The organism is Sedimentibacter sp. (assembly GCF_032080165.1).
Lineage (GTDB): Bacteria > Bacillota > Clostridia > Tissierellales > Sedimentibacteraceae > Sedimentibacter.
In genome coordinates this window covers 129,726-147,473 of record NZ_DAMASY010000010.1, presented here as the reverse complement: position 1 = coordinate 147,473, position 17,748 = coordinate 129,726, and the positions used below count along the sequence as shown (strand labels likewise).

16 protein-coding genes and 1 pseudogene are annotated in these 17,748 nt (G+C 35.4%); 2 read left to right on the top strand and 15 right to left on the bottom strand.

Translation table 11 applies throughout. From position 1 onward, the window contains the following. Positions 1–100: 100 nt before the first annotated feature. From RT412_RS13675 to RT412_RS13645, 7 genes are read right to left on the bottom strand one after another with little or no spacing between them, the layout of a single operon-like run. Positions 101–1,099 carry a nucleoid-associated protein gene (locus RT412_RS13675; protein WP_313343829.1) on the bottom strand — a complete coding sequence of 333 codons (999 nt, stop codon included), beginning with the start codon at positions 1,097–1,099 and terminating at the stop codon, positions 101–103. Then, positions 1,096–2,745, bottom strand: coding sequence for a hypothetical protein (locus RT412_RS13670; protein ID WP_313343832.1), 1,650 nt, complete (start codon positions 2,743–2,745; stop codon positions 1,096–1,098). Before RT412_RS13670 ends, RT412_RS13675 begins: the two co-directional genes overlap by 4 nt. A 10-nt stretch (positions 2,746–2,755) precedes the next feature. Continuing rightward, positions 2,756–3,526 carry an ABC transporter ATP-binding protein gene (locus tag RT412_RS13665; RefSeq protein WP_313343835.1) on the bottom strand — a complete coding sequence of 257 codons (771 nt, stop codon included), beginning with the start codon at positions 3,524–3,526 and terminating at the stop codon, positions 2,756–2,758. A gap of 29 nt (positions 3,527–3,555) precedes the next feature. Next, a complete protein-coding gene (locus RT412_RS13660) occupies positions 3,556–4,098 on the bottom strand; it encodes a GNAT family N-acetyltransferase (protein WP_313343838.1) in 543 nt (180 codons plus the stop codon). Between the two features lie 37 nt (positions 4,099–4,135). Next, on the bottom strand, positions 4,136–5,176 hold the full coding sequence (locus RT412_RS13655; RefSeq protein WP_313343840.1) for an LD-carboxypeptidase: 1,041 nt from the start codon (positions 5,174–5,176) through the stop codon (positions 4,136–4,138). Positions 5,177–5,210: 34 nt separating this feature from the next. Then, complete coding sequence (locus RT412_RS13650) at positions 5,211–6,038, bottom strand: VanW family protein (RefSeq protein ID WP_313344180.1); 828 nt, start codon at positions 6,036–6,038, stop codon at positions 5,211–5,213. Positions 6,039–6,068: 30 nt separating this feature from the next. Further along, complete coding sequence (locus RT412_RS13645) at positions 6,069–7,448, bottom strand: glycosyl hydrolase family 18 protein (RefSeq protein WP_313343843.1); 1,380 nt, start codon at positions 7,446–7,448, stop codon at positions 6,069–6,071. A gap of 223 nt (positions 7,449–7,671) precedes the next feature. On the opposite strand from RT412_RS13645, the gene RT412_RS13640 reads away from it, so the two are divergent. Further along, complete coding sequence (locus RT412_RS13640) at positions 7,672–8,184, top strand: flavin reductase (RefSeq protein ID WP_313343846.1); 513 nt, start codon at positions 7,672–7,674, stop codon at positions 8,182–8,184. Between the two features lie 94 nt (positions 8,185–8,278). Here RT412_RS13640 and RT412_RS13635 read toward each other — a convergent pair. The 8 genes and pseudogenes from RT412_RS13635 to RT412_RS13600 all read right to left on the bottom strand — a co-directional run. Next, a pseudogene (locus tag RT412_RS13635) lies at positions 8,279–8,434 on the bottom strand (DapH/DapD/GlmU-related protein); the annotation flags it as partial. A 170-nt stretch (positions 8,435–8,604) separates the two neighbouring features. Beyond that, positions 8,605–9,648 (bottom strand): TRAP transporter substrate-binding protein, encoded by a 1,044-nt coding sequence (locus tag RT412_RS13630; RefSeq protein WP_313343849.1) that lies wholly within the window; start codon positions 9,646–9,648, stop codon positions 8,605–8,607. Positions 9,649–9,740: 92 nt separating this feature from the next. Further along, complete coding sequence (locus RT412_RS13625; protein ID WP_313343852.1) at positions 9,741–11,033, bottom strand: TRAP transporter large permease; 1,293 nt, start codon at positions 11,031–11,033, stop codon at positions 9,741–9,743. Between the two features lie 17 nt (positions 11,034–11,050). Beyond that, positions 11,051–11,527, bottom strand: coding sequence for a TRAP transporter small permease (locus RT412_RS13620; RefSeq protein ID WP_313343855.1), 477 nt, complete (start codon positions 11,525–11,527; stop codon positions 11,051–11,053). A gap of 77 nt (positions 11,528–11,604) precedes the next feature. Beyond that, positions 11,605–12,465: a shikimate dehydrogenase gene (locus tag RT412_RS13615; protein WP_313343858.1), complete on the bottom strand. Its 861-nt coding sequence runs from the start codon at positions 12,463–12,465 to the stop codon at positions 11,605–11,607. A gap of 39 nt (positions 12,466–12,504) precedes the next feature. After that, complete coding sequence (locus RT412_RS13610) at positions 12,505–14,307, bottom strand: thiamine pyrophosphate-binding protein (protein WP_313343860.1); 1,803 nt, start codon at positions 14,305–14,307, stop codon at positions 12,505–12,507. Between the two features lie 17 nt (positions 14,308–14,324). Continuing rightward, positions 14,325–15,155 (bottom strand): TIM barrel protein, encoded by an 831-nt coding sequence (locus tag RT412_RS13605; RefSeq protein ID WP_313343863.1) that lies wholly within the window; start codon positions 15,153–15,155, stop codon positions 14,325–14,327. Between the two features lie 110 nt (positions 15,156–15,265). Further along, positions 15,266–16,678 (bottom strand): aldehyde dehydrogenase family protein, encoded by a 1,413-nt coding sequence (locus RT412_RS13600; RefSeq protein ID WP_313343865.1) that lies wholly within the window; start codon positions 16,676–16,678, stop codon positions 15,266–15,268. A gap of 181 nt (positions 16,679–16,859) precedes the next feature. On the opposite strand from RT412_RS13600, the gene RT412_RS13595 reads away from it, so the two are divergent. Continuing rightward, complete coding sequence (locus RT412_RS13595) at positions 16,860–17,741, top strand: LysR family transcriptional regulator (RefSeq protein ID WP_313343867.1); 882 nt, start codon at positions 16,860–16,862, stop codon at positions 17,739–17,741. The last annotated feature ends 7 nt before the right edge of the window (positions 17,742–17,748 follow it).

Sequence of the window (17,748 nt, the reverse complement as noted above, 5' to 3'; positions counted from 1 at the left end):
TAGCTAAAGCTTTTTGCTTCCCCCGGCATAGCCGGGGGTTTATTGTTGATACAATAAAAAAACAATAGAAATTAATCTATTGTTCCTATGCTTTTACCTTCTATTTGTCAACTATACTATCAATATTTTTTAATATTATAGAAATTGTTCCATCATGATTTGTTATAAATTCAACCTTTTCTTTATTGCTCAATATTTCATAGGGTATGTTTATTTCTATTCCTTCATCGGTAATTAATTTCTGCTTTGTTTTTATTTTGTTTGCATAATTGAAATTTACTTTAACCTCCGGTTCCTTTATACCCTTCATTTTTATTTCTTCGTTGTATATTTGTTTTGCTTCATTATCTTTAAATACCTTTTCCGATATTTCTTCAACATTGATATTGAGAGATTCCTCTACGTTTTCTCTGATGATATTTTTTACCTGGCTTTTCATAAACATGTCGTCATCATAATACTCTTTAATTATTTTATCGGTAGTTTCAGTAATTATTTTTACCTTTTCCTTGTCAGGTTTCTCCTCCTTACATTCAAGGAGATGTTTTGAAATATAGTAGCAAGGTTCATTATAAACCTGACACTTCTTCTCTTTTACGAATACATTAAGACTATTCAAATCCACAAATATAAACTCATCGATTTTTTGTGTTGCAGCAGGCAATGAACAAGGCTGTTCTATAATTATATTTTTAGTGCTTTCCTCTTGCTTTGTAAAATGAATATACCCTTTTTTATAATTAAGCTTAAGTATTATTATATAGTCCTTATTAAATACATTTGCCTGTACAAATAAAAGGTCACATGGTTTTATGTCAGAATTTTCAGCTGACAGCTTAAAGAAAACTTCTGATACCACATTAGAAAATTTAATAAAATCATCTGTGTTTAAATACTCCTTTATTGAGTTTAAAAAGAATCCATCTTCATTGATAAATTTAGTTTTCTTTAAATCTGCATCATTATAGCATTTAATTATATGTTTTTCTGTGTACTCTCTCATTTCATCATTAAATGACATCAGATTTTCAGAAAGAACCGGTATTCCTAAACTTGTGTCAAGAATGTGTAATATTGCTTTAGTTATTGAAACGCTCATTTTGTCCCCTTAATATTATAATTAGGCATAATAATCATCCAGCTGACAGGTAGTAATATTATTAAAATACCAACATAAATCCATATGTTGATTTTGCTTAATATAACATGTGGTGCTACAAAGCAGCCTATAATGGCTATAGAACCGATAAATTTACCAAAATTTTTTGTTTGATTAGATGCATCAATTTCTTTAGAAAACGGCAGCTCCTCAAACATAACTCTGTATATTACCGGTAAAATCACTAAGCTTGCCAGCATTATTACAAGCATATCATTTATAAACAAATCTTTAAATATCAATATATAGACGGCACAGTTAACAAGTGATAAGGGTATAAACATTCTAAGTGTAACAGCTAACAAAAGACCTGAATTTAATTCCTTAATATTTTGAAACCCTGAGGTGTAATAAACGTATGATCCCTTCCAGGCGGATGAGTATTTGATTAGCTCCAAGACTGACGGGAAAACCATAAAGGTAAAATATAAATACAAGTATTCATATCCGCTTACCGTGTCATAGTTCCCCCTCACCCTCATGTTAAATAGCATTATGACCGGGAATAAAACTCCAATCGATAAAGCAGGATATAATTTCAGCTTTAAGCTTCGGTCGCTTCTTAAAACCGCACATACGAAGTGATACGCTTGTCTTTTTATATTATTCCAAATAAATATTTTCCCCATTAAAAATTCAATCATGTGTTTAGCACGTCTTTCCTTGCCTTCTCCCTCTAATTTTAATAATAGAGATTCCATTCTTTTACTTAAGCCAAGGTATATTATAAAGCAGGTTATCGGTACTACAATGGACAATAAGGTAAATATATATAAATATAATTCTCTTCCGCCGTTAAATACAATTTCAAAGGGTGCTCCAAACCAAAGTATAGGATTAAAATAATTATGCGGTTCAAAGTTATATGCAATATTCTGAATTTCAGTAAAATCAATCATCCTGATTGCTATCTGATAACCTACGGTTACTAAAATAGTAAGCATTATTTGTATTAAATTGATGATATTTCTTAACAATTCTCCATCAAAAAACCTCAATATCAATAAATATATAAAAGCGGTTACCAAGAAGATTAATAAATCCATCAGCAAAATTTCCAAAATAAATATCGGAGCTGCAATAAATCCGTTCAATCTGACAATTGCCAACAGGGACGGACCGGCTAAAAACAAGTTGAGACGAAACATGTAAATCAGTACATGCAATACCTTTGACATTGTAACAACCTTGCTGTCTATAGGCTTGGGCAGCAATATTTTCTTATCCTTAGTGTCTAATATTACGTAGGAAAAATCTGAAATAAGATACATTGAAGTCATAAAAAAGAAAGCCCCTGAAAAATATATCATGCGTATCATTTCATCTTTTATAAAATAAATTAATAACGCTAATAATCCGCCAAAAATCAAGTGAAGCAGATATCTTTTTATAAATGACGCATTTTCGGTGTTCTCCTTCTTTTTTTGATTTGCAATAACAGGCGCAGATCTTGAATCTAATACTAATTTTGTTCTTAAAATAATTCTCATTACTTTATAATCAATGCCGATTTTCTCAAACAATCCTTGGAACTTGTCGAGTATTTTTAATGAAAGAAAATTATCCGTATTATTCATATTGGTCATACTGTCACCCCTAACTCATAAAGCTTGCTATAAACCTGTCTGCAAGTTCAGTATGATCATTAAATCCGGTAACTTCATTAAAAATTGTTTCCAAGGTTGAATCAGACCGTTTTTTCCTTACATCCTCCATGGTTCCGTCCATAACAATTTCACCGGCATTTAAAAGCAATATCCTGTCGCTTAGTTTTTCAACAACCTCTAATATGTGCGATGAATAGAATATGGTTTTTCCCATGTTTTTTAAGCCCTGCATTATTTCCTTAAATACAAGGACACTGTTGGCATCAATACCGCCCAACGGCTCATCCAAGAACAGAATGTCAGGATTATGAAGCATACCTGTAATTATAGAAAGCTTTTGTCTCATTCCTTTAGAAAATGTGTGAATTCTCCCGTAGAGCGCATCACTTATACCAAAAACCTCCATCATTTCTTTTGCTTTTAATATTGCTTTTTCCGAATCAATGCCGTAAAGCATACCGATAAAGCTTATATACTCATATGCAGTTAAATTGTCGTACATATCCGATACCTCAGGTACATATCCGATTCTTCTCTTGTAATCAATAGTACCCTTTACCTTTTCACCGAATACATAGACATCTCCGTCATATTCGTCGATAAGCCCAAGGATGATTTTTATGGTTGTACTTTTACCTGCACCGTTTGAACCGATATAGCCGATAATTTCTCCGCTGTCGACACTAAAATTAATATCTCTTAAAACTTGCTTCTCTCCGAAGCTCTTGCTCACATGTTCTAATCTTAATACTTCTGTCATACTACCCCCAATTAGTAAATTATTTTTAGTTACAAATATAAATCCATCAAAATTTCATTGCGGTATGTACCGTCTACATTCGAAAAGTTTTTATGCTCACCGACTCTTACAAAGCCTAATTTTTCATAAAGTTTGACGGCATTGTCGTTTCCTTCTATAACACCTAAAAATATATTTATTATTCCCTTATTTTTTGCAAAGGATATAAGCTCTTTCATTCCTGCTGTTGCGATTCCCATATGCCAGTATTCCCTTTTTACAGAAATTGCTATTTCGGCATTGTGTGCTATCCTTGCTCTTGTTGAGCTGCTGATATGAGATGTACTGACAAGATTGTCGTCAATGAACCCTAAGAGCATCAGCATATTGGGATTTTCCTTTGCATTTTTAAGGTATTCTCTCTCCTGCTCCAACGTTAAATGAAAGCTGTTCTTTCCAAATAAAAGATTATCACTTTCACCGCCTACGGCATTAAGATATGCAATCATTTTTTCCGCATCGGATTCTTCTGCATTTCTTAATAATAAATCTTTTCCGTTTTTTAGCTTAACCATTTTTTTATATATAGCCATAATATCCTTCCCTTCTTTTTTATATTATTCAACTTTTTTATATTACTCCGCTTTCTAATATAGAAAAACTGCTCTCTTCACAGTTGATTTCCGCCAATGCTCCGTAAGGTATCACCGTCATAGGCAAAGTATGCCCAAAGCTCACATTGTAAAGAACAGGAAGGTCATTTAATTCCAATTCCTTTAAAATCTTGTAAATAACCTCTTTATATTCGTCATAATATTTGTTGTTGTAGGGTTTTCCCCAGATAATTCCGTTTATTTTATTTAAAACTCCCTGTGTCCCGTAATTTCTGAGCCAATATTCAACGTAAACGGGCTCGGGCATATCCTCGGATGTTTCTAAAAATAATACAGCACTATTCCACACATCATCATTTGGCCATAGAGAAGTTTGTTTTGCCATTTCCAACACTTCAATACACCCGCCTATTAATCTGCCCTGAACAATGCCATTGCCTTGTAATAGTTCATATCCTGTGTTTAGCTGCATTTTTCTCTCTACATATTTGTTTTCTATAACCCACGGCACTCTTTCGCTGGTCCAGTATTCCGGACTTTCAATCTTTCCTATAGGCTCATTTGAAAACAAAGCTTTATTGATATATTTTACGGTGTAGTCATGCATCTTTACATTTTCGGCAAATTCGTTCAGAACCGAAGCTCCGTAATACGATGATAATCCTGCTTTCAGGCATATAAGATGCGTAGTTGTTGAATCCGAATAACCGATAAAAACCTTAGGATTGTTTCTTATTATATCAAAATCAATATATGGAAGCATTCTGATACTTTCTTCTCCACCGATGCAGGAAAAAATACCCTTTATGGAATTATCGGAAAAGGCCGTCATTAAATCTTCGGCTCTCTTCTTTGGATTGTTATAAATAAATTCCGTCCCTTTGAGTGTATGAGGCATTTCCACTACTTCAAGCCCGAATACATTTTGGAGACGTTCCTTTCCCTGCTCATATCTCCATAATATTTCATCATCACCGGCTCCGCCCCATGATAAGCTTACCGTAGCAACCTTATCACCCTTATTAAGCTTCACTGGTTTAATTAATTTAAAAGACATTTTTTCACTCCCTTTATTATTTTATATTATATACTTATCTGCAATTCTGTGCAATAAATGGTGCATACATCATAAGTGCATGGTTTTCTGTAATATATTCCTCGTCAATAAAGCTGCCGTCTATAGCATATATCCTTCTGTAAAGCTCATTATGTCTGCTGAATCCACCCCAGTATTCGCTTTTAAAATTATGATTTTTTTCTGTTATTTCATACTTATATCGGGGCAGAGAATCAGAACGCCATACACCTTCCAGATCTGTGTCCCCTACTCTGACACACAACTGAAAATCATCGTCAGTATCATTTCTTATCATTAAGTCCCTGTACGGATATACACAGGTAGCACCGCTCCCGAAGGGTTGTGTTCGGTTAACATCAGGGAATACATCGAAAGAATGCCGATATCTTTCTACAACGGTTAAGGGTGTATGAAGCGTCATCCAATACAACAAATTAGACAACTGACATAACCCTCCTCCTATGCCGTAAATATAGGTACCGCAATATAATACCATACCGGAAACATATCCTTTTTTAGCAGTGGGTTTTCCGATTGTTTTCCAGTAACTGAAGGTTTCACCCGGCTTTATAACTATTCCGTCAATCTTTTTTACTGCATGTTTCAGATTTATGATTTTATTGTACTGATATTGCATATCAACGTCTTTTAATTCTCTTAAAAGAGGTGTTTTATGGGAAAAATAAATATGCTCAAAGGACTTTGATGATTTAATGTGAGCAAATTTCAATTTCCCTGAATACCAAAATGCATATCGAGATAATGTATAGTAAGCTTTTCCAAGCATTAACCTTAATTTGTTTCGTTTTATAGGTTTTAAGTCCGTATTTATCACGGCAATACCTCCTATAAATTTCATATATATTACCCGTCATTCAACGGTTTCAATGATAAATACTGTTCTGCTGTTATTATGCCAGTCTATTTCATATCCGAATGCCTCAAATACAGCCCTAAGAGGAATATATGTCCTGTCTTCTTTAATTATTGCTGCTGTGTCAGTTTCGGTTTTATTTCCGTTAATATATATATAATTTTGATCAATAGGCACAATTACCGTTATATTATCTTTGACAGCAGTTACTTCTCTCTTATCTGCATCATAACTAACGGCTGCTCCTATTGATTCTAATGGTTTTCTAAGAGGTATCATAGTTCTTTGATATCCGTTTATAAAAGGAATGCCGAATCCCTCTTCCTTTAAAAACACTAATTCCTTGTTCTCCAATACAACCGTAACATACCTGTTTATCTCTTCCTTTGTCATACCGGCAATTCTATTGACTAAATTATCAATCATTGTAACAATACTGTATTCATCGTTTGTATCTTCATTTACGTCAAACAGCATTACCCCTCCGGCTTTGCTTAAGGCAATAATCGTTTTTTCTCTTAAGGTATTCATACCGTTATAGTAGGATTCCAAAGGTTCGGTAGGTGCATAGTCAGAGTATGCGTATTCAGGGTTTTTAGCTACCAGATGTCTATACTGAAGCCAGCTCGGCCTTGCATACAAAGGTATCCCTATAACAATTTCCTCTGCGGGAACTCCCCTGTTAATCCAATATTCAATAGACGTTTCGGTAAACCATATCGGACTGTGATCCGTATCGTTTATATCGTATGCCATCACGTTTATAAAATCAAAAACCTCAAGACATTTATCAGATAACACCATTGAGGGCTCCGGTCCTTCCGTTTTAGACCAGGCACCGTTTAATGCTGCCGTCATACCTTTGCCTTTGCTTTTTAATGCGTTACCTAAATCTACAGCTAATTTCTCATAATCCGATATTGTGTTTTTATTCGGATGCTCCCAGTCTAATTCAACCCCATCTAAATTGTATTCATCAACAAAAGAGCAGACATTTTCTATTAAAAGCTTCCTCGTTTCATCATTTGCCGCAACCTGTTCAAATATCGGCTGTAGCGGCTTTCCTTCATAAGACCATCCGCCTAATGCAATAAATATCTTTGCATCATCCTCATGAGCTTGTGAAATTAATTCTCTTAGCTGCTCCGGCTTCTGCAGCTCAACTAATCCTCCATCAGCTTTAGGTATCAAAAATGCATAAATTACATGTGTCAACTTATCTGTTTGAAGGTTTTCCAAATGTTCATTAAACAAGTCACCGGAATAATAACCTATTACTTTAAATTTTACATTTGAATCTATGGTTTCTGAAGCATAACTATTTATTGAAAATATATTTAATAAAATAAGTAATGCAATAATTAATTTTCTTTTCATTCTTTATCCCATTCCTATTAACATTTATAAAAACTATAATATTATATAGACGAATTAAAATGATTTTTGTTCCTGTTGTGAATTTAATAATTATCATTATAACATGCCTTCTTATTATATAGAAGGGCTATGCAAAAAATAAATCATAAAGAAACATCACAAAAATTTTCATAATATGATATAATTAACATAAAATATGATTAATGCAAGGAGGAGAATATTATTGAGAGATTATATTGAAATAAAACCTGAGGAGTTAAATAAAAGTGCCTTTCAAATGATAGGTAATGACTGGATGCTCATAACTGCCGAAAAGGACAATAAAGCAAATACCATGACTGCATCTTGGGGTGGTTTTGGTGTCATGTGGAATAAAAATGTTTCATACATTGTTTTAAGACCCCAAAGATATACAAAAGAATTCATCGATAATACAGATACATTTTCTTTATGCTTCTTTGATAACAAATATAAAAAAGAATTATCCTATCTCGGTTCTGTTTCCGGAAGAGATGAGGATAAGATGAACAAAACAGCCTTAACATTAAATCACTACGACAATATACCATATTTTGAAGAAGCAGATATAATAATAACCTGCAGGAAGCTATTTGCCCAGGAGCTTAATCCGGATGCATTTATTGAAAAAAACCTTATAGAAAAAAATTATCCTGACAAAGATTTTCACACTATGTATATATCGGAAGTATTAAAGGTAATGATAAGAAAACAGTAGAGAAACATAGGTGCAAAAAAGAAGACTGATTTAACAATCCTCCAATAAGATAAATTGTAAACAATCTTTATTGGAGGATTGATTTTATCATAGGCTATTCTTTTCCGACGTGCATATTATCAACACTTTTTATGAATTTAGCCGGAACATCCTTTGTTACTACTGCACCGGCCGCGACGATAGCTCCGTCCCCAATGGTTACTCCGGCAAAAACGGTTGCATTAGAGCCAATCCATACATTTTTTCCTATAGTAATATTTTTTCCGCAGTCTGTATAGAAAGGCGGGAACATGGCAAGGGATTCGGATAACTGTTATATTGCATGCTAAATATTATATTAAAATAAAAGGGCATACCGCATGGTTTTAATTGTTCTTTACGGTAGCCCGATTTTATGTTGAAAATTAATATTACACTTTTTTATTTTCCCAAATATGCATTTACCAAATCTTCGCTAACCTGTTCTTTTATACTTGCATATACAGGTTGTACGGCGTCCTGCATAGCTTTAAATGTTTCCCCGTTAATTTCCACAATTTCAGCTCCATTTGATTCGATTATGCTTACTCTGTCGGAAACACGTGAATCTGCTTGCTGGCGCGCATATGCTTTGGCATTTACTGCGGCTTCATTAAGTATTGCTTTCTCAGCATCACTCAATCCTTTAAATAAATCGCTACTCGTAATTAATGAAAGAAGATGTGGTATATGGTTTGTCTTTACAACATACTTCTGCTGTTCATAGAACTTTGCCGAAACAACTACTTCGTATGGATTTTCCTGAGCATCTATTGCTCCTTGTTGCAATCCTATATATACCTCAGCGAATGCCATAGGTGTTGGATTTGCCCCAAGTGCTTTCCAATATGCTATATGATTGGAATTTTCCATCGTTCTTATTTTTTGTCCCTTAAAGTCATCAATTGATTCAATCTTTTTATTTGTTGACATAACCCTAAACCCCTGGTCTGCATACGCCATCAAATGATATCCTGCATCTTCGTAAACACTGTTGATTGTTTTAATGAATGATTCATTGTCAACAGCTTTCCTTACTTCTTCTATAGTTGCATATGCGTTAGGAATATCAAACACTGCAAGTTTCGGCATGAAATTAACCTGGGGTGCAGTTGTCTGAACTACAAATTGTATATTTCCTCCTTTAATACTCTCAAGCATTTCTCTGTCTCCACCAAGTACACCATTGGAGTAAACTTGAATATTCATTTTACCGCCGCTTAAAGAATTAACTTCTTCTGCAAATTTAACCGCGTATTTATGAGTCACCGTGTCTTCAGGACTGTCTGTTCCTAATGACCATGAATATTCTCCTATATCAGAGGTCTTATTGTTGTTTGCAGGAGTATCCGTTGCTTGTTCTGATCCTTGTCCACCACATGCTGTTAATGAAAAAATCATAGACATAATTATTAAAATACTGACTAATTTTTTAAAGTTCTTCATATTACACTTCCTACCTTTCATTTTTTATTTAATGATTCTTTCGAATCAAAAATTTGAATTTAAGACAGCCTATTGATTTTAAATGAATTTTTTTATGAAACAAGTATCATACTTATTTCCGGAATAAATGTAATGCACAATAAAGCAATTAAGAACATTATTGTAAGAGGTATTGCCTTTTTTGATATGCTTAGCACCGGAACACCTGTAAGAGAGCTTGCCACAAACAGGTTCACTCCTACAGGAGGCGTAACAAATCCTATTGCAAGGTTTACTACCATGATAACTCCAAAATGTATCGGATTAACATCTATTGTCTGAATAATAGGCATGAACATCGGTGACAGTATCAATATAGCTGGTGTTGTATCCATAACCATACCCACGAAGAGCAGGAATGCATTTATTACAAGCAAAATTGCAACCTTTTCAGAAAACGTAGATGTAATTACTGAAGCAACAGTCTGCGGAACCTGAAGCAATGTAAGTACCCTTGAAAAGGCGATTGCCGCAGAAATTATGAACAAAAGCGGTGTAAACGTTCTTACTGCCTCTATAAAAATGTTCCACAACTCTTTAATTTTAAGAGTCTTATATACAAACAAGCTTATAAACAGTGCATATATTACTGATAAAACTGCGGCTTCTGTCGGCGAAGCAATCCCGCTGTAAATGCTACCAAGTATAATTACCGGTGTTAACAAAGCCCATGAGCTATCCATTAAAACTGTCAAAAAACCTTTGTCTCTCAATTCCTTTACGCTGGCATTTATCTTTTCTTTATCCTCCCCGTTTTTTTTGCAATAATAGTATGCATATATCATTAATAAAAAACCTATAAGCAATCCTGGGATTACTCCCGCAATAAATAATTCTCCTACCGATGTGCCCGTACTCATGCCATATAGTATGAATGGAATACTCGGAGGTATTATGACTCCCAGCCCTCCTGCAACTGCTACCAAAGCTGTAGTGAACGCTTTGTCATATCCTAAATTTATAAGTATAGGAATAGTCATACTTCCTACTGCCGCAACCGTCGCCGGTGCTGAACCAGATATTGCACCGTAAAATAAACATGTAATAATAACTGCACAGGGCATACCTGCTGTCTTATCTCCTATAAAATATGAAAAAATATTGAATAATTTTTTCGAAACACCCCCTCTTGCCATCAATATTCCTGACAAAACAAACATTGGAATTGCTAACAGAGGAAAGCTATCCATTCCTGCAAACATTGCCCTTATTATATACTGAGCATTTGCCGGAAATGAGCTGTTATAAAGCGAAGGCACTATGGATACAATACCAAGAGTTGTAGATATTGGAATTGCAAGTGCTAATAACACGAAAAATAAAACAAATATTGTTCCTGATGACATAATTTCTCCTTTCGGTATTAGTTTGATTTTGCAATAAATTCATTAACAAGCCCTTCCGCAACTCTAATGGCTGTCAATGTAAACCCTACCAACGGCGCTATCTGTATAAAGTACATGGGCAATCTCATAGCGGGACTAACTTGTCCGCTCTCTATGGAGGCTTGCAAAAACTTGTATGCGAAAGGAACCATATAGACAAAGAACACTAATGCTGTCAGTTTTTCAATTATATTGACAAACTTCTTTATTTGTTTGGGCAACATGTTTACAATCTGCTCAATCTTTATCGCTATTCCTTTTTTGTAACCAAAGCCTATGCTAAGAAATCCCGACCATATGAACATATAGCGTGTCATCTCCTCTGACCATGTCAAGGAATAGCTGAATACATATCTTGCTATTACCTGTATGCTCATTACGATTGTCATGAATATAAGTAAAATTCCGAGAGCATATTCTTCAATATGATCATCCAACCATTTGATAAAGGACATATGATACCTCCTTATATTTTCTTAATCAAATTTACCAATAATGTCATAAACTATGAAGTACTATCGGTACGACATATTTAATTTCCGAATATTTCCTTCTTTATCAAATCCACAGGCATATCCTTTCCAGTCCATATTTTGAATGCAATAGCTCCCTGCCATATCATCATCATCAGACCGTTCATGTATCTGCATCCTGCTTCATCTGCCATTTCCAAAAGTTTAGTCTTCGGAGGATCATAGACTATATCTGCAACAAACAAATCTTTGTGAAATGCATCGGATGATGAAACTATAGCTTGATCTACTGTTACTTTCATTCCAAGTGATGTACAGTTTACAAGTATAGAAGCATCCTGTATTTCTTTTTTCAATTCTTCCTCTTTAAGCTCCAATGCTCTTCCTTTGCACTCAGGGATATTTTTATTTATATTTTCAATAATTTCTTCGGCTGTACTTAAAGTTCTGTTAAATAGAACAAGCTCACTTGCTCCTTCATATGCTAACTGCGTAGCAACTGCTCTGGCTGCTCCTCCGGCACCCGCAAGAACTATTTTTTTATTCTTATATTCAACATGGTTTTCTTCAAGTGCCTTAATAAATCCTCTGCCATCAGTATTGTATCCTGTAAGTTTTCCGTTATTATTTTTTACCGTATTAACAGAGCCGATTATTTTAGCATCATCAGAAATCTCATCAAGATATTCCAAAACCTTTTTTTTATGGGGCATTGTCACGTTGCACCCTTCTGTATTTAGGATCCTGATGGCATCCAAACCTTCTTTTATATAACCTTCCTTCACCTCAAAAGCCATGTACACATGATCCAGACCAAGCGCCTCGAATGCTGTATTATGCATATGCGGAGATCTGCTGTGTTTCAGCGGATATCCAAGTAATCCCACTAATGTGGTTGTTCCCTGTATTCTATTGGCCATTTCCTAACTCCTTTTTTATTATATTGTGTATTTCCGAATTTAAATCAAAGGCTTATGATAAGACTTTAATGCTTCACCAAATATCAATCTTCCTTTTATAACGTTTTCTTTAGGATTATAAATATCATTTATATTCCATAATCCGTCTGTAGGCACAGGTATATTTTCCATAGGCACATCCAACAGGTACGGCTCATCAGACTCAACCGCTTCTCTGAAAGCCTCCTTAAATTCATCTGCAGAAGTAATTTTCTTTGATTTTACGCCGTATGCCTTCGCAACTTCGGACCATTCCGGATTGTATTTATTGCCGTCCGGAGTATAAAACACAGTACCAAAACAATGGTTATAAGCTCCTCCCTCAAGTCCTGCAATTGTGCCGAAAGCATAATTGTTCATTACCACCCATACTACCGGTATGTTCTGCTCCACGGCGGCAGCCAGAACCGATGGGTTAGTTCCGAATCCTCCATCTCCTATTAGGGTAATAACTTTCTTATCCAGTGCGGCAAGCTTAGCTCCAAGTATGGCAGCAGATCCGAACCCCATTGTTGCCAAACCGCCGGGATGAAATATGGTATCTGGTTTTGTAATTTCAAATTGCTGTCCGACTCCGTTTTTATTCCAACCGACATCTGTAAAAATCAGTCCGTCATCGGGAAATACTTCTCTTACGTCTTTCAAAATTCTCTGAGGTGTCATAGGAAACCTTCCATCAATGGAAATATCCCTGTTTGATTCTTTAAATTCTAATTTATATTTTAGTATTTCGGCTCTTAGCTCCGGTCTATCAATACCTTCCGGCATAAGCTCTTTCGAAGCTTCAAGAATTTCCTTCAATGCTTGCTTCGGATCAGCAACAGCACCAATTTCAACAGGATAGTTTCTTCCTATTTCAGAAGCATCCATATCTATCTGAATAAATTTAGTCTTGCTGCTAAATGTCACTCCATCATACCATGAGCTACTATCGGCTTCTGTCATTCTCGTTCCTATAGCCAGTATACAATCTGCACCTGTTGATTTACCATTAACAAATTTGGTACCCCAAAATCCAGTCATCCCTACCAAGAGAGGATGAGTATCCGAAATCCCTCCCTGACCCATAAGAGTTCTTGTAACCGGGACATCTAAAAAATCAACCAATTCTGTCAATTCTTCTGATGCATCGTGATACACTATCTGTCCTCCTATATGTATCAAAGGATTTTTTGCTTCTATAAGCATTCTTGCTATTTCCTTTGCTATTTCCCTCGAAAGCGCAGGCTTAACTGTAATATGAGAATCCTTGTATGTTCTTTCAAAACAGCTTTCATCAACTTCTTTAGAAAACATATCCATTGGAACAGATATAAGCACAGGACCCGGTCTTCCCGATTCCGCAAGTCTGAATGCCTTATCCAATATTTCCGGCATAAGCTCCGGTGTATCCAGTCTCCATGCCCTTTTTACAAATGGCTTGTATATATCGTACTGCGAACCGTCGCAGTGCATATTTATTTCCTGATGAGGATGTTTTCCGTAATAGTAGCTTGGAACATCTCCTGCTATAACCACTAAAGGAATTGAGTCTAACGCCGCATTGGCAACACCTGTAACAGCATTCGTAAGACCAGGACCCAAGTGTGTCATTACAACCGCCGCCTTTTTAGAAACTCTGGCATATCCATCTGCAGCCGTTGCAGCTATCTGCTCATGTCTAAACGAAATATATTTTATTATTTTACTTTTACTGAGCGCATCAAGCATGGCTATGACTGTATGTCCGCATAGTCCGAATACATATTTTACTTTTCTTCTCTCAAGATAATCTACTATTTGATATGATAATAACTTTTTCACTACCTACCTCCCAAATATTATGAAGCACAACTAGTCAAAGAACAAAGCTCTAAATAATTTTTTGCCGTCTGGAGGCATCGTCGTGCATGCTCTGCATAACCAAATTCCTTAACTCTCTCAATATTAGGCAACTCAATGGAATAAACCATATGAGGACATCTTTGTAATATTGAGGCAATATCTATGGCTCCTTCACCAACATAAAGTCTTGCATCCCTGCCTGTGTGTACCAAACTCTCCTTGTCAGTTGGAATTTCAGCAGGTCCGTCACATATATGCGCAAAGTGGAACCATTCTTTAGGGATGTCATCAAGTTCCTCCAAATTTACCCTTGAGCGGTGAAAATGGAGAGTATCAATCATTATACCCGTATTATCCCTGTTGACAGTTTTTAATACCTCTACTGTTGATTTTAGGTCGCTAACGTTTGCCCATGTAACAAATTCCAAGTCAACATTAAGCCCATATTTTTTGGCTAAATCTGCAAGCTTTGCAAATTGCGCCATATAAAACTCCTTGTCAGGCGTCCATATGCTGCTGAGAACTGATTTTGCTCCAATCTCGGCAGAAACCTCAAAGGCAGGCTCATATTGTGATACATCCACTCCATCAACTACTCTTGCCAGCTCGATGTCATGAACTTTTATACCTGTAAGCTTCAAAGCATTTTTTGTTTGCTTAAGCATCTGTTTGTTATTTGCAAGATCATAATTTGGTTCATTCTTTAGCCCCATATATATAGGTCTTATACTAATGTAATCATATCCGACCATTGCTGCTACATATGTCATTTCCGGCGGTGCACAACCTAATACTGTCAAATGTGCCAGTGAAAATTCTGTTTTCATAAACTTTTTCCTCCCTATCAATTAATTTGATTTTTCATAAATATAAAACACGGTCTCGTAAAAAGTTTCTTAATCTATTTAGAATTAGGCTATACAAGACCGTCTACAAATTATTTTTCCATCTCCGGGTCGTAAAAATCTCCGAATAGTTCTTCATCCGAAGGCCTGTCCTCTGTGATAGGTACTGATATCCATGTTGTATTCATGTAATGCTTTAGTGCAATATTTTCAGATACAATATTCCCTCCCCATGTACCGCATCCCATTGAAGAAGTCATAGGCATACCGTTGTTGAAAGCACCTGCATTAGCTTTTGACTGTGGTTGCCTTACCATAATTCTGCTTACGGGAGCAACAAGACCGAGTTTCATTATATGGTCGTCATTAAATGAATAAATACCGCAGGAATGACCCTTTCCACCTATTTCATAAATTCCTCTCATAGCACTGAGAGCATTTTCAAACTCACCTTCATATTTGAATATAGACAGCAATGTTGTAAGCTTTTCCCTACAGAAAAAATATTCAGAGCCAATACCGTCTCCAATTACCATTATAAATTTTCTGTCTTCAGGAATAGAGAAGCCTGCTGCCTGTGCAAGTTGCTGAGGAGCTATTGCAACCGTTTCAGATAACCTGTGAAATTCATCGTCCCACATTACTTTTCTCAGTTTTTCTCTTTCATCTTCGCTTGCAAGGTAACCTCCTTCTTTCTGAAGCTGTTCTATCATTTCATCATATATTTGGTCATTTATTATAAGATTTCCGTCAGCCGAACATCCTGAACCGTAATCTGAGGTCTTGCTTAGCATTGTATTGCGTGCAGCTTCCTCGACATTTGTTGTTTCATCAAAAATCATTGTTGCATTTCCCGCTCCCGAACCGTATGCTGGTGTCCCTGAACTGTATGCCGCTTTAACCATCGGGCGACCGCCTGTTGCGATAACCAGATCTGATCTTGACATTAATTCCTGAGTCATATCAACACTTGGGTTTGTAATACACTGTAATATATCAGCAGGTACTCCCTCTTTTTCCAATGCCTCTCTCATAAGCCTCACAGTCTCGAAAGTCGTATTCTTAGAGCGCGGGTGAGGTGAGAAAATAATTACATCTCTTGCCTTTATTCCGTAAATTGCCTGTCCTGCCGGTGTAAGATCGGGGTTTGTAGTAGGCACTAATGATCCTATAATTCCAACTGGCTTTGCAATTTTTACTATTCCTTTTTCAGGTATATCTTCTACAATTCCTACACTTTTAGCTCTAAGTGCATCTCTTAAGACCCCTCTTATTTTAAATCGTTTTCCTTGTCTCGAAACAGAATCTCCAAGTCCGCTTTCTTCAATACCCATATCAACAAGTCTCAAAAATGTCTTCTTATTGGCAACCGCCCATGCTACAGCTCGACACAGCCTGTCAACTTTCTCCTGGTCATAGGTGGCAATAATGTCAGCTGCCTTTCTTGCTCTTACAAACAAATCATCAAGTTCTTGAATTTGCTCTTGAGTAATTTCTTTAGCCATTACTATATCTCCTTTAAAATAATTAATACGTTAATTTCAATGATTAGCTTACTAAAAGTATACATGTGTTGATATTATATGTCTAATACTTAAATTAAATAAAAACCATAGAGACATTCTATTGAATTTGTGATAAAATATATATAATTTATTCTTCAATAATTAATTTAAGGAGGTTCACATGACACTTCAGCAGTTAGAATATTTTCGAGTACTTGCCAGAGTTCAGCATTATACCAAGGCTTCTGAAATATTGTTAATATCGCAGCCCAGTTTAAGTTATTCCATATCACAGCTGGAAAAAGAACTTGGTGTACCACTTTTTCAAAAAGAAGGAAAAAAAATAAAACTTAGCCATTATGGAGAACATTTCCTTTCATATGCAGAAAAGTCTCTTGATTTGCTGTATGAAGGCAAAAGGTCTCTTAAAGCTCTTGTGGACCCTGAGACTGTAAAAGTAAACCTCGGTTTTATCTACAGCATAAGTTCAAATTTTATACCACAAATGATAAATGAATTTTATAAGGAACCCTCTAATAGAAAGATAAAATTTAATTTTGTACAAAACTTAAGTGACTGCTTAATAACAGACCTGAAAAATGGAAAACTTGACTTGCTTATAATAGCAAAGCCAGACAAAGGCTTATCATATGTACAAATTTTCAGACAGAAACTCGTATTGATTGCATCGAAAAATCATCCTTTTTCTAGCAAAAAAAATATCAGTATATCAGAATTGAACGGAGTTCCATTCGTATTGTTAAACAAAAATAGTGCTCTGAGACAAATGTGTGATGATATGTTTGAAAATTTGAACATAAAGCCTAATGTGGTATTTGAAGCAGAAGAATGTAATGCCGTAATTTCCTTCGTATCGCTGAATTTCGGAGTATCCATAATTCCGGAGAAGCTGGCAAAAAACGAAAACATTTCTGAAATTAAGATAAGTGACGAATCTCTGAACAGACCCATATACATGTGTTGGAATAAAGATAAAAAAATGGATTCGACCTTGAATGCTGTTTTTAATTTTATAATGGACAACTATTCCCTCAATAAATAATGTCTTA